The organism is Rhodococcus sp. Leaf247, from assembly GCF_001426185.1.
Classification (GTDB): Bacteria; Actinomycetota; Actinomycetes; order Mycobacteriales; family Mycobacteriaceae; genus Rhodococcoides.
The window spans coordinates 1,707,702-1,732,141 of the sequence record NZ_LMRP01000001.1 but is presented as its reverse complement, the minus strand read 5'-3'; the positions used below and the strand labels follow the sequence as shown (position 1 = coordinate 1,732,141).

26 protein-coding genes and 1 pseudogene are annotated in these 24,440 nt (G+C 67.2%); 15 read left to right on the top strand and 12 right to left on the bottom strand.

Annotated features, from left to right (window positions below):
• Positions 1-2: 2 nt before the first annotated feature.
• From ASG64_RS08110 to ASG64_RS08100, 3 genes are read right to left on the bottom strand one after another with little or no spacing between them, the layout of a single operon-like run.
• Positions 3-2,063 (bottom strand): hydantoinase/oxoprolinase family protein, encoded by a 2,061-nt coding sequence (locus ASG64_RS08110; RefSeq protein ID WP_056071868.1) that lies wholly within the window; start codon positions 2,061-2,063, stop codon positions 3-5.
• Positions 2,064-2,101: 38 nt separating this feature from the next.
• Positions 2,102-3,307 (bottom strand): CaiB/BaiF CoA transferase family protein, encoded by a 1,206-nt coding sequence (locus ASG64_RS08105; protein ID WP_056071865.1) that lies wholly within the window; start codon positions 3,305-3,307, stop codon positions 2,102-2,104.
• A 3-nt stretch (positions 3,308-3,310) separates the two neighbouring features.
• Positions 3,311-3,970 (bottom strand): GntR family transcriptional regulator, encoded by a 660-nt coding sequence (locus tag ASG64_RS08100; RefSeq protein WP_042574247.1) that lies wholly within the window; start codon positions 3,968-3,970, stop codon positions 3,311-3,313.
• Positions 3,971-4,106: 136 nt separating this feature from the next.
• Here ASG64_RS08100 and ASG64_RS08095 point away from each other — a divergent pair, with 136 nt between their 5' ends.
• Positions 4,107-5,003, top strand: a complete 897-nt coding sequence (locus tag ASG64_RS08095; RefSeq protein WP_056071861.1) for a hydroxymethylglutaryl-CoA lyase — start codon at positions 4,107-4,109, stop codon at positions 5,001-5,003.
• Positions 5,004-5,027: 24 nt separating this feature from the next.
• Here ASG64_RS08095 and ASG64_RS08090 read toward each other — a convergent pair whose 3' ends face one another.
• The 4 genes from ASG64_RS08090 to ASG64_RS08075 all read right to left on the bottom strand — a co-directional run bounded on the left by ASG64_RS08090 (position 5,028) and on the right by ASG64_RS08075 (position 7,865).
• Complete coding sequence (locus ASG64_RS08090) at positions 5,028-5,429, bottom strand: ASCH domain-containing protein (protein WP_056071858.1); 402 nt, start codon at positions 5,427-5,429, stop codon at positions 5,028-5,030.
• 87 nt (positions 5,430-5,516) lie between these two features.
• Positions 5,517-6,035, bottom strand: a complete 519-nt coding sequence (locus ASG64_RS22045; protein WP_056071856.1) for a GNAT family N-acetyltransferase — start codon at positions 6,033-6,035, stop codon at positions 5,517-5,519.
• Positions 6,032-7,210 (bottom strand): MFS transporter, encoded by a 1,179-nt coding sequence (locus tag ASG64_RS22040; RefSeq protein WP_056071853.1) that lies wholly within the window; start codon positions 7,208-7,210, stop codon positions 6,032-6,034. The genes ASG64_RS22045 and ASG64_RS22040 overlap by 4 nt, the downstream gene beginning before the upstream one ends.
• Before the next feature lie 10 nt (positions 7,211-7,220).
• Positions 7,221-7,865, bottom strand: a complete 645-nt coding sequence (locus ASG64_RS08075) for a TetR/AcrR family transcriptional regulator (RefSeq protein ID WP_042574245.1) — start codon at positions 7,863-7,865, stop codon at positions 7,221-7,223.
• Between the two features lie 149 nt (positions 7,866-8,014).
• Here ASG64_RS08075 and ASG64_RS08070 point away from each other — a divergent pair, with 149 nt between their 5' ends.
• From ASG64_RS08070 to ASG64_RS08035, 8 genes are all read left to right on the top strand, one after another.
• Positions 8,015-8,818: an SDR family NAD(P)-dependent oxidoreductase gene (locus ASG64_RS08070; RefSeq protein WP_056071849.1), complete on the top strand. Its 804-nt coding sequence runs from the start codon at positions 8,015-8,017 to the stop codon at positions 8,816-8,818.
• Between the two features lie 56 nt (positions 8,819-8,874).
• Positions 8,875-10,002 (top strand): DUF5938 domain-containing protein, encoded by a 1,128-nt coding sequence (locus ASG64_RS08065; protein ID WP_042574243.1) that lies wholly within the window; start codon positions 8,875-8,877, stop codon positions 10,000-10,002.
• Position 10,003: 1 nt separating this feature from the next.
• Complete coding sequence (locus ASG64_RS08060) at positions 10,004-11,536, top strand: acyl-CoA synthetase (protein ID WP_056071847.1); 1,533 nt, start codon at positions 10,004-10,006, stop codon at positions 11,534-11,536.
• A gap of 182 nt (positions 11,537-11,718) precedes the next feature.
• Positions 11,719-12,000: a hypothetical protein gene (locus tag ASG64_RS08055; RefSeq protein WP_056071844.1), complete on the top strand. Its 282-nt coding sequence runs from the start codon at positions 11,719-11,721 to the stop codon at positions 11,998-12,000.
• Positions 12,001-12,036: 36 nt separating this feature from the next.
• Entirely contained in the window at positions 12,037-12,930 is an 894-nt protein-coding gene (locus ASG64_RS08050; RefSeq protein ID WP_056071841.1) for a LysR family transcriptional regulator, read from the top strand.
• Positions 12,931-13,004: 74 nt separating this feature from the next.
• A complete protein-coding gene (locus ASG64_RS08045) occupies positions 13,005-14,129 on the top strand; it encodes a TDT family transporter (protein WP_056071838.1) in 1,125 nt (374 codons plus the stop codon).
• A gap of 35 nt (positions 14,130-14,164) precedes the next feature.
• Complete coding sequence (locus tag ASG64_RS08040) at positions 14,165-14,734, top strand: hypothetical protein (RefSeq protein ID WP_056071835.1); 570 nt, start codon at positions 14,165-14,167, stop codon at positions 14,732-14,734.
• A complete protein-coding gene (locus ASG64_RS08035) occupies positions 14,734-15,621 on the top strand; it encodes a polysaccharide deacetylase family protein (protein WP_056071833.1) in 888 nt (295 codons plus the stop codon). The genes ASG64_RS08040 and ASG64_RS08035 overlap by 1 nt, the downstream gene beginning before the upstream one ends.
• Here the strand turns inward: ASG64_RS08035 and ASG64_RS21555 are convergent.
• The 3 genes from ASG64_RS21555 to ASG64_RS08025 are packed head-to-tail and all read right to left on the bottom strand — an operon-like array spanning position 15,602 to position 16,835.
• Positions 15,602-15,778 (bottom strand): hypothetical protein, encoded by a 177-nt coding sequence (locus ASG64_RS21555; protein WP_156388293.1) that lies wholly within the window; start codon positions 15,776-15,778, stop codon positions 15,602-15,604. The two genes, ASG64_RS08035 and ASG64_RS21555, sit on opposite strands and share 20 nt — an antisense overlap.
• On the bottom strand, positions 15,775-16,323 hold the full coding sequence (locus ASG64_RS08030; RefSeq protein WP_056071831.1) for a DUF2231 domain-containing protein: 549 nt from the start codon (positions 16,321-16,323) through the stop codon (positions 15,775-15,777). Before ASG64_RS08030 ends, ASG64_RS21555 begins: the two co-directional genes overlap by 4 nt.
• The gene (locus tag ASG64_RS08025; protein ID WP_056072928.1) at positions 16,320-16,835 is read right to left on the bottom strand and encodes a hypothetical protein; all 516 of its coding nucleotides are present in this window, start codon (positions 16,833-16,835) and stop codon (positions 16,320-16,322) included. Before ASG64_RS08025 ends, ASG64_RS08030 begins: the two co-directional genes overlap by 4 nt.
• A 97-nt stretch (positions 16,836-16,932) precedes the next feature.
• Between ASG64_RS08025 and ASG64_RS08020 the strand changes: the two genes are divergently transcribed.
• Positions 16,933-17,679, top strand: coding sequence for a 3-hydroxybutyrate dehydrogenase (locus ASG64_RS08020; RefSeq protein ID WP_056071828.1), 747 nt, complete (start codon positions 16,933-16,935; stop codon positions 17,677-17,679).
• Here ASG64_RS08020 and ASG64_RS08015 read toward each other — a convergent pair.
• Positions 17,676-18,488 carry a GAF and ANTAR domain-containing protein gene (locus ASG64_RS08015; RefSeq protein ID WP_235579520.1) on the bottom strand — a complete coding sequence of 271 codons (813 nt, stop codon included), beginning with the start codon at positions 18,486-18,488 and terminating at the stop codon, positions 17,676-17,678. The genes ASG64_RS08020 and ASG64_RS08015 overlap by 4 nt on opposite strands.
• 209 nt (positions 18,489-18,697) lie before the next feature.
• Between ASG64_RS08015 and ASG64_RS08010 the strand changes: the two genes are divergently transcribed.
• Entirely contained in the window at positions 18,698-19,345 is a 648-nt protein-coding gene (locus ASG64_RS08010; RefSeq protein WP_056071826.1) for a DedA family protein, read from the top strand.
• Here ASG64_RS08010 and speB read toward each other — a convergent pair.
• Entirely contained in the window at positions 19,309-20,250 is a 942-nt protein-coding gene (gene speB, locus ASG64_RS08005; protein WP_056071823.1) for an agmatinase, read from the bottom strand. The two genes, ASG64_RS08010 and speB, sit on opposite strands and share 37 nt — an antisense overlap.
• A gap of 77 nt (positions 20,251-20,327) precedes the next feature.
• Between speB and ASG64_RS08000 the strand changes: the two genes are divergently transcribed.
• The 4 genes and pseudogenes from ASG64_RS08000 (at position 20,328) to ASG64_RS07985 (ending at position 24,309) form a co-directional block, all read left to right on the top strand.
• Entirely contained in the window at positions 20,328-20,900 is a 573-nt protein-coding gene (locus tag ASG64_RS08000) for a helix-turn-helix domain-containing protein (protein WP_042574233.1), read from the top strand.
• On the top strand, positions 20,897-22,606 hold the full coding sequence (locus tag ASG64_RS07995; protein ID WP_056071820.1) for a flavin monoamine oxidase family protein: 1,710 nt from the start codon (positions 20,897-20,899) through the stop codon (positions 22,604-22,606). The genes ASG64_RS08000 and ASG64_RS07995 overlap by 4 nt, the downstream gene beginning before the upstream one ends.
• 422 nt (positions 22,607-23,028) lie before the next feature.
• A pseudogene (locus ASG64_RS22305) lies at positions 23,029-23,436 on the top strand (M23 family metallopeptidase); the annotation flags it as partial.
• Between the two features lie 33 nt (positions 23,437-23,469).
• The gene (locus ASG64_RS07985) at positions 23,470-24,309 is read left to right on the top strand and encodes an esterase/lipase family protein (RefSeq protein WP_056071817.1); all 840 of its coding nucleotides are present in this window, start codon (positions 23,470-23,472) and stop codon (positions 24,307-24,309) included.
• Positions 24,310-24,440 lie beyond the last annotated feature (131 nt).

The window sequence follows — 24,440 nt, the reverse complement described above, 5'->3', positions numbered from 1 at the left end:
GGTTACGACTGGACGGGCGCGATGAGCAGGCACGCACTGGGGTGCACCGTGGCGGCGTGCCCGGAGAGCACCAACGTCGTCGAGTCCATCTCGGTGATGACGGCGGGACCGACGACGACGTTGCCGGCAGTCAACTTGGAGCGGTCGTAGATTCCGGCCGGCGCGTACTTGCCGTCCATCCACACCTCGTTCGTCGACACGAGAGCGGCCGACGGATCCTCGGTGCCGACGTCGAGTGCTTGGAACGCGACGTCCGGCCGAGGACCGCTGACGGTCACTCGGAGGTTGATCACTTCGCGCTCGTTCTTCAGCAGGAACGAGAACAGTCGCTGGTGTTCCTCGTCGAACGCAGTTCCGAGCGTGGAGAGGAGGTCTCGCGAGTCGAGTGCTGTCGCGTCCAGGTCGACCGGAATCTCGAACCCCTGGCCCTGGTAGCGGAGGTCCACCTGGTACTTCGCCGTCTGATGATCGGTGGGTACACCCTCGGTGGTCAGGCGAGCAGCGGCCGACTCCGCGAGTTCGGACAGCGCGGTGCGTAATTCGGCGTCGTCGATGTCGGAGAACGCGCGAATCATGGTTCGTGCGCTCTCGTCGCGCAGGCACGTGGTGGCGTCTCCGTACGCGCACAGCACGCCAGGAGACGGAGGCACGATCACCGGCCACGAACCGGTCAGTCGACCGAGGGCATTGGCGTGGAGGGGGCCGGCTCCACCGAACGACACCAGGGCGAAATCGCGGGGATCGAACCCCTGCTGCACACTGACCAGGCGCAGCGCGCCGAACATGTTCTCGTTGACGATGTCCACGATTCCCGACGCCGCTTCCTCGGGGCTCCCCAGACCGATGGCATCGGCCACGGTGGTGACGGCCTTGCGGCTCGCGTCGACGTCGAGCGTCACCTCGCCGCCGGCCAAGGCTGCAGGCAGGTAGCCGAGCACCACGTTGGCGTCGGTCACGGTCGGCTCGGTTCCGCCCTTCCCGTAGGCCGCGGGACCCGGATCGGCTCCTGCGGATTGGGGCCCGACCCGCAGTGCACGGGTCAATTCCGGGACGTGGGCGATGGATCCGCCGCCCGCTCCGACCGTCCGCACGTCGACGCTCGTCGCGCGGACGGCGAGATCGCCGACCTTGGTCTCACGACCGATGCGGGGCTCCCCACCGAGGACCAGGGCCACGTCGGTCGACGTGCCGCCCATGTCGAAGGTCAGGAAGTCCGTGAAGCCCGCCTGCTCGGCGAACCACACGGCGCCGGTGACACCGCCCGCGGGACCGGAGAGTAACAACGACACCGGCGACTCGGCGGCCTTGGCCGACTGGACGAGCCCGCCGTCGCTGCGCAGGATCGACAGGGGAGCGGTGATCCCCTTCTCCTGCAGCGAGTTGTCGAGGTTGCGGACGTACCGCGACACCTCTGGCTGCACGTAGCTGTTCGCGACCGTGGTCAGCGTCCGCTCGTACTCGCGCATCTCGGGCAGGACATGGCTCGAGATGGAAATCGGAATGCCGGGCAGCTCCTCCTCGGCCCACGCCGCGACCTGTGTCTCGTGAGCGTCGTTCGCGTAGGAGTTGATCAACGAGACGGTGAGCGCCTCGATGCCGGCGCCGGCCAGACGGCGCAGTTGTCCACGGGCCTGCTCCTCGTCGAGCGCCCGTATCTCGGAGCCGTCCGCGCCGATACGACCGACGATCTCGACGGTGTTCTCGAGTGCCGCGAGGGGTTCGGGTTTGGGCCAGATGATCCAGCCGGCAAGACCACCCGGGACGTACGAGCGTGCGATCTGCAGGACCTGCCGGAAACCGTCCGTGGTCACCAGGCCGACGCGGGCTCCGCGTCCCTGCAGTATCGCGTTGGTTGCGACGGTGGTGCCGTGCAGCACCTGGCCGATGTCCGACGGGTCGATGTCCGCCTCGGCACACACTTTCGCGATTCCGTTGAGGACTCCGACGGACTGGTCCGCCGGGGTCGACGGTGTCTTCGCTCGGTAGGTGGTTCCGGTCGTCTCCTCGAGTAGCAGCACGTCGGTGAAAGTTCCGCCGACGTCGACGCCGAGTCGATAGCGCATGGTGTTCTCCCGTGATGTGAGGGTGAGAGGAGCGAGGGTCAGATGATGCCGCGCTCCGCGAGCGCCGCCCGGTCGGATTCGGTGACTCCGAGCAGACCGCCGTAGATGTCGGCGTTGTGTTCTCCCAGTTCGGGTCCCGCGTGGTGAACGGATCCCGGACTGTCACTCAGCTTGGGTACGACTCCGGCCATCGGAATCTCCCCGAAATCGGGATGTGCGAGCCGCACGATGGCCTCGCGCGCCGCGAAGTGCGGATCGTCGAACATGTCCCGCGCCGTATAGATGCGTCCGGCCGGAACCCCTGCCTCGTGCAGGACGTCGAGCACGGTCTCGGTGTCGAAGGCCGATGTCCAGGCCCCGACGATGTCGTCGAGCTCGGCCATGTTCTTCCCGCGCGCCTCGTGGTCGCGGTAGCGGGGGTCCTCGATCAGGTCGGTCCGTTCCATCGCCGTGACCAGGCGTCCGAACACCGAGTCCTGGTTCGCGGCAACGAGAATCATCTCCCCACCCTTCGTGGGGTACACGTTGCTCGGCGCGATGTTGGGGAGTACCGACCCGGTGCGTTCGCGCTGGTAGCCACCGATCTCGTATTCCGGCAGCAGCGATTCCATCATGGCCAGGACGGCTTCGTAGATGGCCGAGTCGACCAACTGTCCTCGACCCGTCCGCTCCCGATGGTGCACCGCGGTCAGAACGCCGATGGTGGCGAACACCGCCGCGAGGGAATCGCCCAACGAGATGCCGCTTCGCGACGGCGGCATGTCCGCATTGCCCGTCACGTAGCGAATTCCGCCCATCGCCTCGCCGATCGAGCCGAATCCTGCACGGGGAGAATAGGGTCCGTTCTGGCCGTAACCGGTCACTCGCGCCATGATGAGCCGCGGGTTGATCTCGCGCATCTCCTCGAACCCGAGGCCCCACCGCTCGAGGGTGCCCGGCCGGAAGTTCTCGACCACGATGTCGGCGTCGGCAATGATCCTGCGCGCCAGTGCCTGGCCTTCCTCGCTGCGGAGGTTGCAGGTCACCGACTTCTTGCCCCGCGCGACGACGGGCCACCACAGGGACTTGCCGTGCGGCTTCTCCCGGCCCCACTGTCGCATCGGGTCACCGGTGCCTGGCGGTTCCAATTTGATCACTTCGGCGCCGAAGTCGGCGAGCAGCTGCCCGCAGAACGGGCCTGCCAACAGTTGGCCCATCTCGACCACCCTGAGGTCGGACAGTGGTCCGGCGGTGGCTTCGCTCATTCGTCAGTCCTTCGAGTCGTCGGCAGTCAGTGATTGCAGCAGAACGTGTTTGGCGGCGCGGACGTGCGCGCGCATGACGGAGTCGGCCCATGTCTCGTCCCCGGCGCGGAGAGCGGCGACCAGGTCTCGGTGATGTGCGTGGCTGCGCGCGAGGTCGACCGGGGCGTAGCGGTGGAAGGTGCGCATCACGAGGGGCAGTTGGATGACCGCGCCGAGCATCGACATCAAGCGCGTGCTGGCCGCTGCCGTGCGCACGATCGCGTGGAACTCGTCGTTGAGCTGAGCCATCAGGTCGAGCTGCTGTGCGGCGCCGTCCCTGGCGGCAGTCTCCATCAGATCGCACAGCTCGCTCAGACGGTCGACGTCCTTGTCGTCGATGCGTGACGCGGCACGAGCGGCGGCCATGGCTTCCAGCGTCATGCGCAGGTCGTAGATCTCGTCCAGATCGTCGGCCGTCCACTGGTAGACGCGGGCGCCCTTGTGCGGCAGGACTTCGACGAGGCCCTCCATCTCGAGTTGCCTCAACGCCTCGCGGACCGGTGTTCGACTGGTGTCGGTGATCTCGGCCAACTCCACTTCACCCAGCCGAGCACCGGGCGCGTAGGTCCCTGCCACGATGGCCTCCCGGATGTGGGAGTACACGCGGTCCACAGCCCTGGTCATGGGCGACCCCGATCTGTTGCCGGACGAATTGTTCACAATGTAGGCCTGGATTCGGTTTCTGTCTCGATGTTCCGGATTAATTCGGTGTTACGGGTCTGCTATTGCATACAACGGGGCGCGGGTAGAGGATGGGCCGATGAGCCAGGTGCACCTTGTCGAGGTAGGCCCGCGTGACGGGCTTCAGAACGAGCAGACCCTGCTGTCGGTGGAGCAGAAGCTCGACTTGATTCACCGGAGCGTCGCGGCGGGCGTCCGACGGATCGAGGCCGTCAGCTTCGTCAACCCGAAGCGAGTCCCGCAGATGGCCGGCGCGGAAGAGGTCATGGCCGGCGTCGATCGCTCCGACGAGGTCTCGTATATCGGACTGGTTCTGAACCGGCGAGGCCTCGACCGTGCACTCGCAGCACGCGTCGACGAGGTCAACGTGGTCGTCGTGGCATCCGAGGAGTTCAGTCAGCGCAACCAGGGCTGCTCGGTGGACGAGGCCATCGCCGCCGCCCGCGACGTGATCCGCGACGCCAGGGCAGCAGACGTCGCGGCCACCGTCACCATCGCGGCGTCGTTCGGCTGCCCGTTCAGCGGCGAGGTCGACCCCGCATTCGTCGGGTCGATCATCGCGCAGCTCGCCGATTCGGGGCTGTCCGAGATCGCCCTTGCCGACACCATCGGCGTCGGTGTCCCCGCGCAGGTCCGTCGGTTGGCGGAAGTCGCGTCGACGAACGCACCCGGAATTCCGCAGCGGTGGCACTTCCACAACACCCGGAACACGGGCTACGCGAACGCTCTGACCGCCCTCGAGACCGGCGCGCACGCCCTCGACGCCAGCATCGGCGGCTTCGGTGGCTGCCCCTTCGCTCCTGCGGCAACAGGCAACATCGCCTCGGAGGACCTGGTCTACGCCCTCGACCGCTCAGGGGTCGAGACCGGCGTCGACATGCAGACGCTCATCGACGCGGCAGCATGGCTGGGTACCGCCCTGGCCGAGGACGTGCCCGCGTTGCTGGGGCGTGCGGGTGGTTTTCCTTCGCGGTGATCGGTGTTCCCGCGGGCGTTCCTGTCAGACGATTCGGAAGCGTTCGAGGACCACGAGTGTCGTGTCGTCGATGGTGAGCCCGGGGAGGGCATCCACCATCTCGGCGGATCGCCAGAACCGTTCGTGCCCCGCACGCCATGCGGCGACGTCGGCGTGACCTTCGCCCTCCGCGACGGCGTGTGCGTCGTCGACGTCGCCGAGAGCGCGGACGCGCACGTCGGTGATCTCGATGACGCAGGCAGTGGCGCCGTCCGAGTCGACCACCCTGTGACGCTCACCCACTCGGGGCAACGGTTCGTTCTCGTACTCCACCCGCAATGAGGTGGTTGCCGTCTTACGGCCTGCGACGATCGCCGATACCAGGGCATCGCGCAGTGGCCCCGGGAAGGCGAACTCGGTCACGGGCAGTGAGTCGATGTCGGCCATTCCTCGAGTATGGCGCATGCGTAGGGAGGTTCCCGCGGACGTTTCCTGTTCCCGCGGATGCTGCAACACCTACGGGAACAGGAAGTGTCAGCGGGAGGGACGGGTGAACGAGTACACGAGCGTGTCCGTCCATTCACCCTTGCACCAGCAGTCTTGCAGTCGCAGAGTGTCTTCGCGTAGGCCGACCCGTGCAGCGAGACGCGCCGACGCGGAGTTGCGCGCGTCCATCTCCGCGGTGACGCGCCGCACGCGGTCCAGCGCGAGTACGGTGTCGAGCACCGCCTGCATCGCCTCGGTGGCGTAGCCGTGGCCGGAGACGTCGCGCGCGAAGGTCCACCCGAGCTCGACGGTGTCGTCGGCGACGAACCACGCGGAGACGGTGCCTATCACCCGGCCGTCCAGCTCGACCAGCGCATTCAGCGCGCCCTCGTCGAGACTCTTACGCTCGCAACGTCTCTGTACCGCGACTCGCGCGTCCTCCGGCGTCCACGGCTCGTGCATGAGGTACCGGCAGACCTCGGGATCGGTGTAGAAGTCGAGCCGGTGCTCGTCGCCCGGGTGATAGGTACGCAGGGTGAGCCGCGCGGTGACGGCGACGACGGTCACGAGCGTGGCCGGACAGCGACGGCGAGGACAAGCAGAGCTGCTGCCGCGATTCCGCCGACGAGGAAACCCGTACCGGGAGTTCGGGAGTCGACAACCAGGCCGATGCCCGCGGCGGCGAATGCTGCCCCGGCGTTGACTGCGGTGTTGATCCAGCTCGACGCCTCGGTACGGACATCGGCTGTAGTGAGGTGATCGGAGAGCAGGTATCCGGTGACCAGTGCCGGCGCGATGCAGAAGCCCAGCAGGAACAGGCCGATGTGCAGCGTCGGAGCAGTCGAGAGCGGTGACAGCACGGTCGTCAGGACGGCCATGATCAGCACGGTGGTCAGTAGTCGACGGGTCAGCGAGCTTGCCCACTCGCGACGTCCGTACAGCAGGCCGCCGCACACGCTTCCGGCCCCGAGCGCCGCCAGAAGTGTTCCGGCGGAACCGATGGAGCCACGGGCGTCGGCGAATGCCGTGGCGGCGACCTCCACGGTCCCGAGTACGACGCCGACCGCGGTCATCGCCGTGAGTACTCCGAGGAACCCGGCTCGTCCCAAGGGGCGGGACGACGGTGGAGCGGCGGTCACGCGAGGCCCGTGGCCACGCGAATGCGCACTCGTCGTCATGCCCACCGTGCCGATGATCGCGATGCATCCCGTGGTGACGAGAGCTGTCGACGGGGACAGCGTGGTCACGAGCATGGCGCCGATGAGCGGTCCGATGGTGAACATCGACTCTTCACTCACCGCGTCGAGGCTGTACGCACGTGTGCGAGTCGGGCCCGGAGTCGTCAGGGAACTCCAAACCACACGCATCGATGCGCCGAGCGGGGGAGGGAAGAGGCCGACGGCGGCGCTGCCGGCGACGAGTGCCCACGCTGCCGCCTCGGTCGCGGTCAGGATCGCGAGAACGACCAGGGCAGTAGCGAATCCGAGCGACAAGGCGCGTAGGGCGCGTCGCTGACCAGCGCGATCGACGAGGCGCGCGCGCCGGGGTAACGCGATGACGTTGGCCACTCCGAACGCTCCGGTGGCGGCGCCCGCGACGGCGAAGGATTTCGTGGCGTCCTGTATCGCGAGCAGGATGACGAGGCTGACCATCGCGAAGGCCAGCCGTCCGAGCAGTGCGGGGACGAAGACGCGTGCGGCACCGGGCAGTCGGACGATAGCGATGTAGCCGAGCGAGTCCACCGACGGAACGTCAGCGTGCGGTGGGCGCGCCGGCGGCCATCATGACGAAGACGGCGTCGAGCTGGGCGCGGCCCTCGTCGACGTCGTGGTGCCGCTCGGCGATGTGGTTGAGCAGGGCACGCTGGAAGATGCCGTCGAGCGTTATGTAGGTCGTGGCAGGCGTGAGAACCGGTGTGACACCGACCAGTTCGCAGTACCGCGCGACCACTCGCCAGATCATGTCTTCACGACGCTGTTCGATGTCGAGCACGTCGGAGCGGAAGGAGGAGTCGAACAGGCTCTGGTTCCTGAGGTCGTACCAGAGTCGGTGCACTCCGGCGTCGGCGACGAGAGTGCCGAAGAACATGTCGGCGAACGACGTCCGGAGTTCTTCCGCAGTGTCCGATCCCGAGACCACCTCGTCGTAGCGGGTGACGCAGACTTCCTCGTACTGCCGCACGGCGTGCGCGATGAGGTCGAGCTTGTCGGTGAAGTAGTAGTGCAGGACGCCGTGGGAGAACTCGGAGTTCTGGGCGATCTCGCGCAGGCTCGTCCGCGCGTAACCCAGCTCCGCGAGCGTCGCCAGAGTCGCGCGCGCCAGCTCGCCGCGGCGCGCCTCGAACTTGTCTCGAGAGCGCTCCTCCACGCGGCTACGGGGGTCTGCGGTCTGGGTCACAGCGTCAGCATACCGCTGCCCGGGACCACTTTGGACGACTGTCAAGATTTTCCTTGACGACTGTCAAGACTTGCTCCTAGTGTTGCGTGCATCACACCGCCCGGCGCTGTGATGCACGGTGACAACGCTTCGAACAAGGAGAGCGGACAATGACGAGTTACGACCTGACTGGACGAACGGCGCTGGTCACAGGCGGTGCGCAGGGTCTCGGTGCCGGCATGGCGCAGGCGCTCGCAGCAGCGGGGGCCTCCGTTGCCATCGCCGACATCAATGCCGTCGGCGGTCAGGAGACGGTCGAGGCGCTGCGAGCAACCGGCGCGAAAGCGGAATTCGTCCAGCTCGACGTGACCGACGACGCGGCCTGGGAAGCGGCCGTCGAGTCGACCATCGGCGCCCTGGGAGGACTCGACATCGTCGTCAACAACGCGGGCATCGAGGTCACCAGTCTGATCGCCGATCTCGACGCGGACGCGGCCTCGGCGATGTTGCAGGTGAACGTCATCGGCACCGCTCTCGGGGTCAAGCATGCATTCCGCGCGATGCGGCCCGGCGGAAAGGCAGGCAAGGGCGGCTCGGTGGTCAACATCGCGTCGGTTGCCGCCACGATCGCATTCCCGGGCATCAGCCTCTACTCGGCGACCAAATCCGGTATCGACCGGCTGACCCGCGTGGCAGCGGCCGAGTCGGGGAAGCTCGGCTACGGCGTTCGCGTGAACTGCATCTACCCGGCACTGACACCGACCGCCATGGGCAACAAGCTGGCCGTCGACACGGCAGAGCTGGGGCTGTTCCCGTCGGTCGAGGCAGCGGTCCAGACCGTCGTCGAGCTGACCCCGCTGGGTCGCCTCGGTCAGGTCGACGATATGGCCGACGCGGTCGTGTTCCTGTCCTCCGACGCCGCCAAGTTCATCACCGGTGCAGGCCTCCCCGTCGACGGCGGCATGGGCATGTAGCTCACCGCTCCGGCATCGACGTCAGACAACCCCCACATCGAACGAGGAGATCCATCATGCCCACTGACAAGCGCGTCGTCGTCTACGGAGCGTCCGGCTATACCGGACGACTCATCTGTGAATACCTGCGCGAGTACAACATTCCGTTCCTGGCCGCGGGCCGAGATCACGCCCGCCTGAAGGACGCGGTCAGCGCGGTGCCCGGAATCGACACCGTCGAGTACGACATCGTCGAGGTCGAGCACACGGTCGAGGCCTTGACGGACGCTTTCCGCGGTGCGTCCGTGGTGCTGAACACGGTGGGACCCTTCGCCCGATACGGGCACGAGGTCGCCGAAGCGTGTCTCGCGATCGGCGCGCACTACACCGACACCAACGGTGAGCAGAACTGGATGATCGACGCGGAAGCGAAGTACGGCACCGAATTCGCGTCGCAGGGACTCGTTCTCACGCCCGGCCTGGCGCAGATGTATTCCATCGGTGAGATCGCGGCCAACATCTGCCTCGAGAACCCGGGTCTGAACAGTCTCGACATCCAGGTGTTCTGGAAGGGGCACCCTACGGTGGCGTCGACCAACACCATTCTCACCAACGCCGCATTCTCCAAGGCTTACTACCTGGAGGAGAACGAGTACGTGGAATGGCCGGCCGACGAGGGTCTCTACACCGTGAGCGTTCCGGGACAGCACGAACTGGGTCTCGCCTTGCCCTGGGGCGGTACGTCGCACCCCGTGTGGTTCAAGAACGACCCCCGCGTGACGACGGCCAAAGCGCTGGGTGGCGTGTTCAATCCGCCTCTGATGAAGGCAGTTCCGCTGCTGGTGGCGGCCGCTCTGGAACAGATGGAGGGCAAGTCGGACGAGGAGAAGTACCGCATCATCGACGAGCAGTCGTCGGCCATTCGGAGCGAGATGCCCCCGCGCGAGAATCCGCGGCTGAACACCTCGCTCGACTCGGTGTACGCGTCGGGTCCGCTGGGTCGCGCGCACTGCGTGATCCACGGCAACTCGAACTACAAGCAGACGGCGTTGCTCAACGCGCACGGTGCCGCTGCGCTGCTGCAGGGAACTCCACGCAAGGTGGGATTCGCCTCGAGCTGTGAGGCTTTCGGTCACCGCGAGTTGTTGGGAACGCTGCGGGCATTCGGTCTGGTGCTCGACCCGATCGTGTCCGTTCACCGCTGAGATGCGACTGTCGGACTATCTCGACAAAGGTACCTCGATGGGCCGTGAGGCGCCGTGCCTCACGGCCGGCGGGGTGACCTCGACCTACGGGGAAGTCCACGACCGCTCCGTCGAGATCGCGAGTGCCCTGCAGCACGACGGGATCCGGACCGGGGAGCGCGTGGCGATCCTGTCGGGCAACGACCCACTAGCGCTTACCTGCGTGTTCGGCATCTCCCGTGCGGGCGCGGTGTGGTGTCCGGTGAACCCTCGGAACGAAGCCGACGAGAACCGGCAGTTGTTCGACCTGTTCGGCTGCCGCTTGCTGTTCTTTCAGTCGAAGTTCTCGGGGTTGGTCGACCGGATCCGCGGCGACCTTCCCCAGTTGGTCCGGCTGGTCTGCCTCGACGGAGAAGTCGAGTGGGCGGTGCCGTTCGAGGCTTGGCTCGGCGAACACCGGGGTGAGTTGGATGTCGATCGGCATCCGGATCGGGGACTCTGCATGCTTGCCGGGACGGGAGGTACGACGGGAAAGCCGAAGGGAGTCAGGCTGACCGAGGACAACATGATGACCTCGACGGCGCTGGCATTGATGAGCTACCCCTTCGGCGTGCGCCCTCGCTATCTGGCGCTCGCGCCGCTCACCCATTCCGCCGGGGTGTTGACCTTCCCGATTCTGAGTCTCGGTGGGGAGGTGGTCATCATGGCTGCGCCCGACATCGGGGAGTTCCTGGCGTTGATCGAGCGGCACCGCATCACGCACGCCTTCTTACCTCCGACCGTCATCTACGGTGTGCTCGACCATCCGGATCTGGACAGTCGGGACCTGTCGTCTCTGCGATGCCTCTGGTACGGCGCCGCCCCGATGTCCCCGACGCGACTCGAGGAAGCGCTGACGCGCATCGGTCCGGTGCTGGGGCAGTTGTTCGGACAGACCGAGGCGCCGAACATGATCGCCACGCTGGCACCGGCGGATCACTTCCGGGCCGACGGTTCGGTGGCGACGGAGCGTCTGACATCGGCCGGTCGGCCCACCCCGTTGACGACGGTGGCGATCATGGCCGAGAGCGGAGAGCTGCTGAGTACGGGTGAGCGCGGCGAAATCGTCGTCAGGGGCCCGTTGGTCATGGACGGCTACCACGACAATCCCTCCGCGACAGCGGAAGTCGGTGCGCACGGGTGGCACCACACCGGTGACATCGGATACCTCGACGACGAGGGCTTCCTCTACGTCGTGGACCGCGCGAAGGACATGATCATCACCGGTGGCTTCAACGTCTACTCGGCCGAGGTGGAGCAGGCCCTGCTAGCTCACCCGGCAGTGAAGGAGTCGGCCGTGGTGGGTCTCCCCGACGAGAAGTGGGGCGAACGGGTAGTCGCTGCGGTCGAACTGCGCGCCGGGCAGGAGGTGGATCCCGCCGCGCTGATCGCCTTCGTCAAAGAACGCATCGGCAGTGTGAAGGCACCGAAGAACATCGAGGTCTGGGATCTTCTGCCCCGGTCGAAGGTCGGAAAGATCCTGAAGAACGAGGTCAGGTACACCATGACGATGTAGTGCGTGAGGCGGGTGAGACGGTTCCCGCGGTCGATTCGTGTTGCCGCGGGCACTGCAACCGGCGCGGTACGACGTAACTCCCGCGGGAAGCGCCGCGCGAATGCGGCTCGACCTCTGTACACGGACGGGGACCGGGTCTACGGTAAACGGACCGAACGGTACGTCCAGCCAGGAGGTCCATCATGTCTCGTCGAATCACCCGCACACTCGTCGGTGCCACCGTGGCAGGCGCCGGAGCCGCTGCCATTGCGTTGTCCGGCGGGGCAACGGCGTCCGCAGCACCGTCGATCGGCCCGCTCTACTTCCAGACCTTCGGTGAGTTCTACTTCCCGCCCGCAAAGAATTGCCAGCAGACGGCAGCGGAGTACCGGGAGCGTGGCGACATCATCCTCGTGAACTGTGCATCCGGCATCGCTCCTGGCACGTACCAGCTCGTCGGCATCCGCGCAGGCTTCGCCAGCTGAGCCCGAGCCCACCGGCGCAGTCGCTACGGTGGGCGGATGCCATTGTCGCCGCGGGTACCGGACCTCGGAGCCCTCGATGTGATGGTGTCCGTCGCCCGGTTGGGCAGCATGACGGCAGCGGGCCGCGAACACGGGTTGAGTCAGCAGGCGGTCAGTGCACGTGTGCGTGCGGCGGAGCGGGACATCGGTGTCCGAATCTTCGATCGCGGGACGAGCGGTGTCGCCCTGACCCCCGAGGGCGTCGCGGTGATGGAGTGGGCGGGCGGCATCCTCGACTCGGCCGAGAAGTTCGCGACCGGAGTGACATCGCTTCTGCGCGAGGGCAATGCGACGCTCACCATCGCCGCGAGTATGACCGTCGCCGAGCACCTCGTGCCGGCGTGGATGCTGTCGATGCGCAGACACTCGCCCGACGTCCAGGTGCAGATGCGACTGATGAACTCGGCGGAGGTCGCCGAGCAGGTGCTGGACGGGCGCGCGGACATCGGCTTCGTGGAAGGGCCCGACGTGCCGGCCGGACTCGGCGTCGCCGTCGTCGCGCACGACGAATTGGTCATCGTCACCGGACCGTCCCACCCTTGGGCAACGAGCCGCGTGGCGTCGCTGAAACTGTTGCAGTCGACGGCTCTAGTGCAGCGTGAGCCCGGGTCGGGAACCCGCACCACGTACGAGAGCGCCGTCCGCCCGACGGTTCCGCCGCTCATCGAGCTCAACTCCGTTACCGCCGTCAAGTCTGCTGCCATATCGGCGAATGCACCTGCGGTGGTGTCGTCTCTCGCGGTGGAGGGGGAGCTGCGGAGTGGCGCGTTGGTGCGCATCGACGTTCCCGGTCTTTCGATGACGCGTGAGCTGCGCGCGGTCTGGAGCCTGTCGTCGGCGCTGCGCGGTTCCCGTCGCGACTTCCTCGACATCGCCGCCGCCCGGCGGTAGTCACAACCAGCGGTTGTGGGGTGACAAGAGCACGACCACTACTGATCGTCGCCGTCCCGGCGCACTGTGAAGGCATGACGACCTTCCGGACCGCGACATCGCACGGGCTGCTCCGCGATCTGGACTCGCCCGGTAGCGTGATCGAGCACATCACGCCGAACTGGTTCGCGTCGGTGATGGGGACCGGAATCGTCGCCACTGCCGCCGCGACGCTGCCTGTGCAGAATGTCGTGCTCCACGTGGCAGCCGTCGTCATGTGGCTGCTCGCCTCGACTGTCCTCGTCGTCGTGTCGACCCTGTTCGCCGCGCACTGGCTCGCGCACCGCCGCGTCGCGCTGGCGCACGCGGCCCACCCCGTGATGATGCAGTTCTACGGCGCGCCGCCCATGGCTCTGCTCACCGTCGGTGCCGGTACGAGCCTCCTGGGTGCGGACATCCTCGGGCAGAGCCTGGCCACCTCGATCTTCGTCGTCCTCTGGACGGTGGGTACTGCCCTCGGACTCGCGACCAGCGTCGTCGTCCCGTACGTGATGATCACCCGCCGCAGCGCCGACACGGTCGCGCTCCCGGCATGGCTGATGCCCGTGGTGCCGCCGATGGTGTCGGCATCCACCGGTGCACTTCTCCTCCCGCACATCGCCGACGGACAGGGGCGGCTCGCGATGCTCGCCGGCTGCTACGCGCTGTTCGGAATGGCACTCGTGACCGGGCTGATGGTGACCACCGTGGTGCTCGGACGATTGCTGCACGGCGCCGTCCTCCCGGTCCAGGCTGCACCGACGATATGGATCACCCTCGGCGTCATCGGCCAGTCCGTCACCGCCGCCAACCTCCTGGGTGCCGACGCGGTGATGGTGTTCACCGGTGATCGGAGCGAGGTGGCGCTGGTCCTGCGTGCGGCGGGCATCCTCTTCGGAACGGTGATGGGCGGTTTCGGAGCGATGATGTTCGCCCTGGCCGCAGCGCTGACCGTGCACGCCGCGCGCCGAGGACTGCGCTTCTCGTTGGCATGGTGGTCGTTCACCTTCCCCGTCGGAACATGCGTGACCGGTGCGGCGGCATTGGGGCGCGCGCTGGAGTCGTCAGTTGTCGAGGCGCTGGCGGTCGTGCTGTTCGCCGTGCTGGTGGCGGCGTGGACGACGGTGGCGACGAGGACGGTGCGCGAGGCGTACCGCGGCCGGGTGTTTCTTCCGGCGTGAGAGTCGCACGACGGCGAAGTGGGCACACTGGAGGCATGGAGATCATCGGCCACCTCGACGAGGAGCAGTTCTGGACTCAGCAGCGCGCGATCGAGGATCAGATCCGCGCCGAGGCCACGACCTTTCCCACGTACGCCGTCACCACGTGGGACGGTCCGCGCGTCCTGGGGCCGTGGGAGCGTGAGAACGACGTCCTGACCAGTGTCACGTTGCGCCACGGTGAGGTCGACTGGGACGGCGGCGACGTCGACACGCCCTTCGTCGAGGTCACGACGACGATGAAGGATCCGCACCGCAAGGCCCTGGCAGCGATGCTGTCCGCCATCGGCCTGACGCCGATGTCGCCGGAGTACAAACGACGCCGCGAGGCGATCGCCGCCACGGACGCGCAGCGGGTGACCGTTCCCGTCGACGGCGTCGATGTCCACTTCGAGCTGCACGGTGGGGCCGAGCGCTGGTGGGCGTCCGCGCAACTCGACGAGCACGGTGTGGTGATCGAGGGGCGTCGTCACGCCGTCGACGACGTCATCCTGGCGTCGGAGTCGGACATGGAGCCGTACCTCGAGGGACTCCGCACGCGGATCCGCGCAGCGCGGGGCGAGTGATGGCCCTGCCGTCCCACGGTCGTTTCCCGTATTCGCCGATCACCGACCGCCCCCACCTCGAGTGGCCCGACGGAGCGTCGCTGGCCGTGTACGTGGCGGTCAACTGCGAACACTTCCCGTACGACGACGGATCTCCCGGCATCGGCTACACGCCGGCGATGGACCAGCCGAATTCGTACAACTGGGGGTGGCGTGAGTACGGCAACCGCGTCGGAGGCTTCGCGCTCGCCGACACGTTGCGAGACAACGGCATTCGGCCGACACTGCTGGTGAACTCGGAGATCTACGATCACGCCCCGGATCTGGTGGCGGCCTATCGCGCTCTGGGCGCCGACGTCGTGGCGCACGGGCGCACCAACGCCGAGCAACCCAACCAGCAGGATCCCGACGCGGAGCGCCGCACCATCGCCCATGTTCGCCGCACCATCGAGATCAACGAGGGAACGCCACCGCGCGGGTGGATGAGCCCCGGTGCGAATCCGAGCCGCGTCACCGAAGACCTACTGGCGGAACACGGATTCGACTACACGCTGGACTGGCCGATCGACGACCAACCGGTATGGATGACGACGACCAGCGGGCCGTTGCTCGCGGTGCCGTACCCGCACGAGGTGAACGACCTACCGGTGTTCGTCCATCACCACGCGTCGGCCGCAGATTTCGAGTCGATCATCGTCGACTCGTTCGACGAGTTGAAGGAGCAGTCCCGTCGCGGGGCACGGGTTCTCGCGATCTCGACACACACGTTCCTGACGGGACAACCCCACCGGCTCAGGCGTTTCCGTCGGGCGTTGGAGCACATGACGGCGAATGCCGACGGCGTCTGGTTCACCACCGCCGGCGACATCGCCGAGCACTATCGCAGGGTCACTCCGCCGTCCGAGTGATGTAGTCCCGCAGTTGCTCCTCGGTCAGGTTCGCCTCGGTCAACGCGGACAGGGCGTCGGGGTCCAGGTTCTCCGAACTGCCGTCGGCGAATCGGCGGGCTCCCTCGGCGGTGACGCCGCGGGCGCGGAGTTCGGCGAACACGTCGTCGGTACTCATACGCCGGCCGGGAGTGCGCGTGCCGACACTCCTGCTCCCATGTTGTAGCCGAGGTGTCCGCCCAACGCACCTCCCAGGCCCGCCACCGCGAATCCCGCGAGGGCCAGCGCCTTCGACGTCGTGTCCGGCGGTGATGTGACCGGGTCCTTCGCGCGACGCTTGTACGACGCGGCGAAGAGTGTCAACGCCACGGCATTGGTGCCGGCGTGTACGAGTCCGACTCGGCGCTGCTGCTCATCGAGCGTCGACCATGTCGCCCACCCCGTCACCAACGCGGTCGGGGCTGTCACGAGTCCGGCTCCGATGAGTCGTCGGGATGCGGCGCCGTTTCCGCCCGTGAGGTCGAGAAAGACCGCGCTGCTCCACAATCCGACCGACGAATACGCCATGATCGGGTGCATGGGGTGGCCGACGAACGTGCCGCGCAGCAGGCCGTCCACCGGAGTTCCCTCGAGGACCGATCGCAGTCGACCCGAGACCGCGTCGCTGACGGGATCGAGGAACGACGCCTTCTCGAACGGCTGGAACAGCGCTGTGAGGTTCATACCCTCGGGGATACCCGCCCGTCACCTGCGTAACCGCGGCGAACGGTGCGCTCCAGAATCCCCAGCGTGGCACGCAGCGAGGAACCCGAGACGACCGGGAAGATGTCCCGCTGACGCCAGTCGGGGTGGATGTCGGACCAGTCGTAGTAGGACGTGACGGTGGTTCCCTCGGTGCCGTCGTCGAACGTGTGCGGCGCCAGGGCGTAGCCGTAGCGGTGCCCGATGGGCGGACGCACGGTTCCGACGATGGTCCACGAGATGTCGCGGTCCTGTTCGAACGAGGCGATGGTGACCTCGACGTCGTAGGTGCCCATCGGGATGTCGCCGAGGGCCTCACGGTCCATGTGGACGGTGAAGGTGTCGCCGGCAGCCTGGACGGGCGAGCCGTCGGCGCCCATCAGCATGCCGGACCCGTCGATCGCCACGTGGCCCTGCGGGTCGCACAGCACTGCGAAGATGTCGGCGGCCGGAAGGGCCATCACTCGCCGGAATTCGATGCGTTCGTCGGTCATGACCCCAGTCTGCACACCCGGCGGTCTGCACAACTGCAGTTCGGGGTTGCGCAGGTCGTCATTGAACCCGGCGGCGATGCAGCACACACTCGTGAGCATGACGGACCTCACAAGACGATCGGCGCTCGTGACCGGCGGCGCCAGCGGAATCGGAGCGGCGGTAGCCCGCCGTCTGGCCGGGAACGGTGCCACGGTCACCGTCGCCGACCTCGACGGGGATGCCGCCGCGGCGCTCGCGGACGAGATCGGTGGACGGCCGTGGCAGGTCGATCTGTCCGACGTCGACGCCCTCGCCGACCTCACGCTCGAGACGGACATCCTGGTGAACAATGCGGGCATCCAGCACGTCTCGCCGATCGAGGACTTCGACCCGCTGATGTTCCGGCGAATCCTGACGTTGATGGTGGAGGCGCCCTTCCTGCTGGTGCGGGCGGCATTGCCCCACATGTACGAGTCGGGGTACGGCCGCATCGTGAACATGTCGTCGGTGCACGGGCTCCGGGCATCTGCCAACAAGTCCGCCTACGTGACCGCGAAGCACGCGATGGAGGGACTGTCGAAGGTGACGGCTCTCGAGGGCGCGGAGCGGGGTGTGCGGAGCAACTGCGTCAATCCCGGCTACGTGCGAACTCCGTTGGTGGAGAAGCAGATCGCCGATCAGGCGCGCGTGCACGGCATTCCGGAGTCCGAAGTTCTGGAGAAGGTGCTGCTCACGGAGAGTGCGATCAAGAGGATGGTCGAGCCCGCCGAGGTGGCCGCGCTGGTGGCGTTCCTCGTCGGCGACGACGCGTCGATGATCACGGGAGCGTCCTACACGATGGACGGCGGGTGGAGCGCGAGTTAGCCTCCGCTGGAGACCTTCTCGACGAACTCCCGGGCGATGTCGCGCAGTTTGCGATTGGTGCGCTGCGACTCGGAGGACAGCATCCTGAACGCGGCGTCACTGTCCACACCGTGCAGCGCCATCAGAATGCCCTTGGCCTGCTCGATGGGGGCACGGTGCTCGAGCGCATCCTGCAGCCCCGCGGCCACCTCACGCGCGGACCGCACACGGGCGTAGTCACCGATGGCCGTCGACACCGTCGACGTGAGCAACGACAGAATCGACTCGTCCAGGGAATCGAAGGCCGACGGTTCGGTGCCGTACAGATTGAACGACCCCAGCTTCAGGTCCTCCGTGTGCAGGGGAGCTGCCAGGAACGAGCGCACCCCTTCCTCGCGCGCCAGTCGGGCGAACTCGGGCCACCGCTGTTCGGCCGCGTCGACGTCGACACGAACGATTTCCCCGGTGCGCGCCGCCTCGATGCACGGCCCGTCACCGACCGCGTACTGATGTTCGTCGACCTCGAGCGTGAGCTCGTCCGTGTGGACCGCGGTGTACGTCATGCCGCCGAACAGGATGCTGACACCACAACTCGATGCTCCGTCGATGGCCTCGTGCGCGATCTCGGCGGTCCGCTTCAACAGCGCGGCTAGATGGTCGTCGTCGCGGACACTGCCGCCGACGGCGGTGAGCATGGCGGCGAGTCTGCGCGGAGGAACGGACCCGGCGGCCACCTCGGTGACCAGGGCCGCGGCACGCGACGTCGACTCGTCTGCACCCGTGTGCATCGAGTCGGCTGTCGAGGCAGCCTCGGAATCCGTTGTGTCCACGATGGAGAATCATCTCACGAACCCAGCCCACCAGCACCGTGTCCGGTTGAGTTCACCGCCCAGCGGGTACCGCCCCTCATAGGTTCCCGTGTTGTCCGGACATCACGAGGCACCAGAGCCGTCAGGTGAAGAAGCCCGCCGATGACTCGGAAGACCCCACCTCGTGCCTGCGCACGGGGTGGGGTCTTTCGTGCGTCATAGTTGCGGTCATGAGTTCTGTGATGGAGCGGCTGCTGGACATCGCGCCGATCTGGGTCTTCCTGATCGTGTTCCTCCTCGTGTTCCTCGAGGACGCGATCTTCGTCGGCTTCGTCATTCCCGGTGAGACGGCGGCCGTCATCGGCGGGGTGGCGGCGAGCCAGGACCACCTCCACGTCGCCGCCATGGCGGCGGTGGTCGTGGCGGCAGCGATTCTCGGCGACTCCGTCGGATTCGAGATCGGCAAGCACTTCGGTCCGCGGCTGCTCGCGATGAAGGTGTTGGACTCACGGCGCGACAAGCTCGACAAGGCCCGCGACCTTCTCGCTCGGAAGGGTGGGTCCGCCGTCTTCCTCGGCCGTTTCGTGGCCTTCTTCCGCGCCGTGATGCCGGCACTGGCGGGCATGTCGCGGATGCCCTACCCGAAATTCCTGGCCTTCAACGCGATCGGCGGCCTGGTCTGGGGGATCGGCTTCGTGATGCTCGGGTTCGTGGCGGGCAACTCGTACGAGAAGGTCGCGAAGACCGTCGGGCGTGACGCCGCGCTGATCGTCGCGGTCCTGGTGGTCGTGGCGATCATCGTGTGGCGCGTGCGTGCCCATCGGTCCGAGAAGAAGACGGGCTACGACCCCAGCGCGAGTACCGACAGCAGCTCGTAGGCGACGTGGGCGGCAGCGATGCCGGTGATCTCCGCGTGGTCGTACGCGGGCGCTACCTCGACGATGTCGGCGCCGACGATGTTCGCCCCCACCAGTCCGCGCAGGGTGTTCAGCAGTTCGCGGGACGTCATGCCGCCTGCCTCGGGCGTTCCCGTTCCCGGTGCGTGCGCAGGATCGAGGACGTCGATGTCGACCGAGACGTAGACGGGCCCCGTGTCGAGACGTCGCCGCATGCGCTCGACGATGGACGCCACCCCGTCCGTCTCGTAGTCGTCGGAGCGGATGATCTGGAACCCGAGAACGGCGTCGTCCTCGAGGTCCTTCTTGCCGTAGAGCGGGCCGCGGATGCCGATGTGCTGCGAACGCTCGAGGTCGATCAACCCCTCCTCGCTGGCTCGCCGGAACGGCGTCCCGTGGGTGAACGGTGCCCCGAAGTAGGTGTCCCACGTGTCCAGGTGGGCGTCGAAGTGCAGTACGGCGATCGGCCCGTGGTCGCGGTGCAGCGCGCGCAGGATGGGCAGGGCGATGGTGTGGTCTCCGCCGAGTGTCAGCACCGTGCTGCCGTCCTTGCGCAGGTCGGTGATCGCGTGCTCGACGGTGGTGAGGGCCTCGGTGATGTCGAAAGGATTGACCCCGATGTCTCCGGCGTCGGCCACCTGGCGCTGCGCGAACGGTGACACGTCCAGCGCCGGATTGTACGGCCGCAACAACTTCGACGACGCCCTGATGTGGGCCGGTCCGAAGCGCGCACCCGGCCGGTAGCTGACGCCGGAGTCGAAAGGAACGCCGAGGATGCTGACGTCGGCCCGCGACACCTGATCGAGTCGAGGGAGCCGCGCGAAGGTCGACGGCTCGGTGTAGCGGGGGTGCTTGGAGGCGTCGAGCGGGCCTCGGATCTCGGTCATGTGCAGGGATGTTTCCTCAACGGGCCCTGACAGTCAACACTTGTTTCCTCAGGCTCGGCGAGGCATGATCTCCAGTCGTGTCCTCCACCGGTGCCCGACTTCGCGCGGCGCGAGCTGCCCGTCGGCTCACCCTCGATGCTCTCGCCGAGACCGTCGGAGTGACCAAGGGCTATCTGTCCAAGGTCGAGAACGACCGCGCCACGGCGTCGGTGGCCGTGCTGGTGAGACTCTGCGATGCGCTGTCCGTGCCGATGGGCTCGCTCTTCGACGACGTGCCACCCGGCGACGTCGTGCGTGCCGACGCGTATCCGCCCATCGCCTTCGGCGGCGAGTCCCAGGTCGAGTACCTGCTGACGCCGCCGGGCGAGCAGCGGCTGCAGGTGATCCGTGGTGAGATCGCGTCCGGGGGAGGAAGCGGCGACGAGTCCTACGAGCTCCCGGCCGACGTGGGCTTCGTGCTCGTGCTGTCCGGCAGCCTCTCGGTGACGGTCGACGATCGGACCGTCCGCCTCGGCGACGGTGACGCGTTCACGTTCCCGCCGCATCGGCGACACAGCTTCCGCGCCGAGGCTCGTTCCACGGTGCTGTGGGTCCTCACCCCGTCACTTCCTTCCAGACACGAGAGCACCGGAAACGAGAAGGCCCCATGACAACGCCCGTCACTCCCGACAGCACCACCACGGAGGACCGCGAACCTCCCGTCACGATGTTCGGCCCCGACTTCCCGTTCGCGTACGACGACTACGTGTCCCACCCGGCAGGGCTGGGCTCGGTTCCGCAGGAGCGCCTCGGAACGCGCGTCGCGATCGTCGGAGCCGGCCTGGCCGGCACCGTCGCGGCTCGGGAGCTGCTGCGCATGGGTCTCGAACCCGTCGTCTACGAGGCGGGCCGACTCGGCGGCCGCATGCATTCGGTGTCGTTCGACGGCCATCCCGACATCGTCGCGGAGATGGGGGCGATGCGGTTCCCTCCGTCGTCGACCGCGCTGTTCCACTACCTCGATCACCTCGGCATCGAGACGACGGCGTTCCCCAACCCGCTTGCCGACGCGACGAGCAGCACGGTCATCGACCTCAAGGGCACCAGCCACTACGCGCGACACCTCACGGATCTGCCCGACGAGTACGCGGAGGTCGCACAGGCGTGGCAGAGGACGCTCGAGGAGCAGTCCGAACTGGTGGCGCTGCAGCGCGCCATCCGGCTGCGCGACGTGGAGGCCGTCAAGCGGATCTGGAACGACCTCGTGGTCCGACTGGACGACACAACATTCTACGGGTTCCTGGTCGACTCTCCCCACTTCGCGTCGTTCGCTCGGCGAGAGTTGTTCGGCCAGGTCGGTTTCGGGACCGGGGGCTGGGACACCGACTTCCCCAACTCGATCCTCGAGATCCTCCGCGTCGTGGCCACGGCGGCCGACGACCACCATCGCGGAATCGTGGGCGGATCCACCCGGTTGCCGGCGGGGCTGTGGTCCGAGCAGGTGGAGGATGCGGCTCACTGGCCGGCCGGGACATCCGTCGAGTCCCTGCACGACGGCGCGACCCGTCCGGGTGTGACGGAGATACGGCGTCGAGGTGAGCGGTACGCCGTGACCGACGAGGCCGGTGCCACCGAGGAGTTCGACGCCGTCGTCGTCACCGCGCAGAGCTGGATGCTGCTCAACACGATCGACACCGACGACGACCTGCTGCCCATCGACCACTGGACGGCCGTCGAGCGCACCCACTACATGGGCTCGACCAAGGTGTTCGTTCTCGTCGACAGACCGTTCTGGAAGGACGTCGACCCGGACACCGGTCGAGATCTGGTGAGCATGACGCTCACGGACCGGCTCAGTCGCGGGACCTATCTGCTCGATCACGGCGACGATCGACCCGGCGTGATCTGCCTGTCCTACACATGGAGCGACGACTCGTTGAAGTTGCTCCCGTTGTCGCCGGACGAGCGTCTGACGTTGATGTTGGGGTCGCTTGAGAAGATCTATCCGGGCGTCGATTTCCGGAGCCACATCATCTCGGATCCGGTGACGTTGTCCTGGGAGACCGAGCGCCATTTCATGGGTGCGTTCAAGGCCAATCTGCCCGGTCACTACCGGTATCAGGAGCGGTTGTTCTCGCACTTCGTCCAGCACGATCTGGACCCTCGCCACCGAGGAATCTTTCTCGCCGGCGACGACATTTCATGGACTGCAGGATGGGCGGAAGGGGCCATCCAGACTGCCCTCAACGCGGTGTGGGGAGTGATGAACCATCTCGGCGGTGCGTCGCATCCGGACAACCCCGGTCCGGGCGACGTCTACGACCGGATCGCACCGATCAGGCTCGACGACTCGAATCGCCCCGTCCCGCGGAGCTGAACACTGTGGATCGGGACCGGCGGACGAGCACGCCCGGTAGCGTCACCAGCGTGGTTCAGTTGCTCACACGCAGGCGCGATGCCGATACGGAGACCGCCCCGGCGACGGTCCCGGTGCGCACCGTGTCGCTGCAAGCTCTGGCCATCGTCCTGGTGTTGGCCGTCGCCGTACTCGTGTTCCAGCTGACGAGGCCGACGCCGGAGTCCGCGCCGCCCTCCGCGGCGTCCGTGCCGGCCGCGGACCTGCGTCCGACGTTCCTGACCGAGCCGGACCGGAACCTCGGCCCGCTGCGGCAGATCGCCAAGGCCAACCGCGCGACGGCCGAGGAGGAGTACGCGGCCGCCGTCGCCGTGCTCACGTCGGCAGCGAGTGCCGAGGAGAAGGATCGGCGGCTCTACGAACTGCCGCCGGCCGTCATCGGCGCGCGCATCGGCAACTACGCGCTGCCGGCCAAGGGCGCGTACACATCCGGGTTCGGTCCGAGGTGGGGAACCACTCACAACGGGATCGACATCGCAGGACCGATCGGAACCCCGATCCTCTCCGTGGCCGACGGCCAGGTCATCGAGGCGGGACCCGCCAGCGGATTCGGATTGTGGGTCCGCGTGCGTCACGACGACGGCACCGTGACCATCTATGGCCACGTGGACACCATCATCGCCGTCGCAGGGCAGCGGGTTGCCGCCGGTCAGCAGATCGCGACGATGGGCAACCGAGGCGACTCGACGGGACCGCACCTGCACTTCGAGACGATCGTCGCCGACAAGCACGTGGACCCGGAACTGTGGCTCATCGGTCGCGGTATCTCGCTGGGGCCGACCAGCGACTGAGGTCACATCTGCCACTCCAGTAACATCGTCGGTATGAAACGGGCGATGATGGTGGCCGCACTCGCAGTGGCGGCATGTGCGGTGCCCGTCCACGCCGACGCGGAACCCGCGTCGTGTTCACCCTCGGGCGCCCATCCGCGCCCCGTCGTTCTCGTCCACGGCACCTGGGTCGACGGACCCGACACGTGGTCGACCCTGGCTCCCCAGCTCGGCGCCGAGGGCTACTGCGTGTTCACCCTCGAATACGGCTACCGCGCCGACCCGGGCTCCAACCTCCTGCAGACCTACGGCGGCGACGACATCGCCGCGTCGTCACGCGAATTGGCTACCTTCGTCGACGACGTCCGGGGCCGGACCGGTGCGGAACAGGTCGACATCGTCGGTCACTCGCAGGGCGGCGTCGTCGCGCGGCAGTACCTGAAGTTCGACGGTGGAGCCGACGCGGTGCACACCCTCGTCACCCTCGGTGCGACCAACCACGGCACCACCTTCTCCGCCGGGCAGCTCATCGGATCCCTGGCGGAGCAGTTCGGCCTCCCGGTCGGCGAAGTCGCCGCGGCAGCGGTCGGACCGTCGTTCGTGCAGCAGATGGTCGGATCGAACTTCCTCGGCGCTCTCAACGCGGACGGGGACACGGTTCCGGGTGTCGACTACACCGTGATCGCCACGCGCTCCGACACGGTGTCCACCCCTCCTGAGAACACGTTCCTCACCGCCGGCCCCGGCGCGAGCGTCGACAACGTTTGGGTCCAGGACGGCTGCCCGCAGAACACGGCAACCCACATGGAGCTCACCAGCGATCCGCGAGCGGTGTGGATGATCCAGCGCGGCCTCGACCGTTCCTACGCCGATCGAGTGCCCAGCCCCTGCTGAGTGCTGGGGGTGCGCGGCTGGGGTGCCTGGCTGGCTGGCTGCAAGGGGTGTGCACACGGCTGGCGTGAAGTGAACACCCGTTGCGGCACGCTGCAGGGTGTGTGCGGTTGACGCAGGGGGTGTGCACTCGG

Bases quoted from the DNA above. Each gene is read 5' to 3' on its own strand.
- ASG64_RS08110 (WP_056071868.1), bottom strand. From the start codon at position 2,063: ATGCGCTATCGACTCGGCGTCGACGTCGGCGGAACTTTCACCGACGTG.
- ASG64_RS08105 (WP_056071865.1), bottom strand. From the start codon at position 3,307: ATGAGCGAAGCCACCGCCGGACCACTGTCCGACCTCAGGGTGGTCGAG.
- ASG64_RS08100 (WP_042574247.1), bottom strand. From the start codon at position 3,970: ATGACCAGGGCTGTGGACCGCGTGTACTCCCACATCCGGGAGGCCATC.
- ASG64_RS08095 (WP_056071861.1), top strand. From the start codon at position 4,107: ATGAGCCAGGTGCACCTTGTCGAGGTAGGCCCGCGTGACGGGCTTCAG.
- ASG64_RS08090 (WP_056071858.1), bottom strand. From the start codon at position 5,429: ATGGCCGACATCGACTCACTGCCCGTGACCGAGTTCGCCTTCCCGGGG.
- ASG64_RS08070 (WP_056071849.1), top strand. From the start codon at position 8,015: ATGACGAGTTACGACCTGACTGGACGAACGGCGCTGGTCACAGGCGGT.
- ASG64_RS08065 (WP_042574243.1), top strand. From the start codon at position 8,875: ATGCCCACTGACAAGCGCGTCGTCGTCTACGGAGCGTCCGGCTATACC.
- ASG64_RS08060 (WP_056071847.1), top strand. From the start codon at position 10,004: ATGCGACTGTCGGACTATCTCGACAAAGGTACCTCGATGGGCCGTGAG.
- ASG64_RS08055 (WP_056071844.1), top strand. From the start codon at position 11,719: ATGTCTCGTCGAATCACCCGCACACTCGTCGGTGCCACCGTGGCAGGC.
- ASG64_RS08050 (WP_056071841.1), top strand. From the start codon at position 12,037: ATGCCATTGTCGCCGCGGGTACCGGACCTCGGAGCCCTCGATGTGATG.
- ASG64_RS08045 (WP_056071838.1), top strand. From the start codon at position 13,005: ATGACGACCTTCCGGACCGCGACATCGCACGGGCTGCTCCGCGATCTG.
- ASG64_RS08040 (WP_056071835.1), top strand. From the start codon at position 14,165: ATGGAGATCATCGGCCACCTCGACGAGGAGCAGTTCTGGACTCAGCAG.
- ASG64_RS08035 (WP_056071833.1), top strand. From the start codon at position 14,734: ATGGCCCTGCCGTCCCACGGTCGTTTCCCGTATTCGCCGATCACCGAC.
- ASG64_RS21555 (WP_156388293.1), bottom strand. From the start codon at position 15,778: ATGAGTACCGACGACGTGTTCGCCGAACTCCGCGCCCGCGGCGTCACC.
- ASG64_RS08030 (WP_056071831.1), bottom strand. From the start codon at position 16,323: ATGAACCTCACAGCGCTGTTCCAGCCGTTCGAGAAGGCGTCGTTCCTC.
- ASG64_RS08025 (WP_056072928.1), bottom strand. From the start codon at position 16,835: ATGACCGACGAACGCATCGAATTCCGGCGAGTGATGGCCCTTCCGGCC.
- ASG64_RS08020 (WP_056071828.1), top strand. From the start codon at position 16,933: ATGACGGACCTCACAAGACGATCGGCGCTCGTGACCGGCGGCGCCAGC.
- ASG64_RS08010 (WP_056071826.1), top strand. From the start codon at position 18,698: ATGAGTTCTGTGATGGAGCGGCTGCTGGACATCGCGCCGATCTGGGTC.
- speB (WP_056071823.1), bottom strand. From the start codon at position 20,250: ATGACCGAGATCCGAGGCCCGCTCGACGCCTCCAAGCACCCCCGCTAC.
- ASG64_RS07995 (WP_056071820.1), top strand. From the start codon at position 20,897: ATGACAACGCCCGTCACTCCCGACAGCACCACCACGGAGGACCGCGAA.
- ASG64_RS07985 (WP_056071817.1), top strand. From the start codon at position 23,470: ATGAAACGGGCGATGATGGTGGCCGCACTCGCAGTGGCGGCATGTGCG.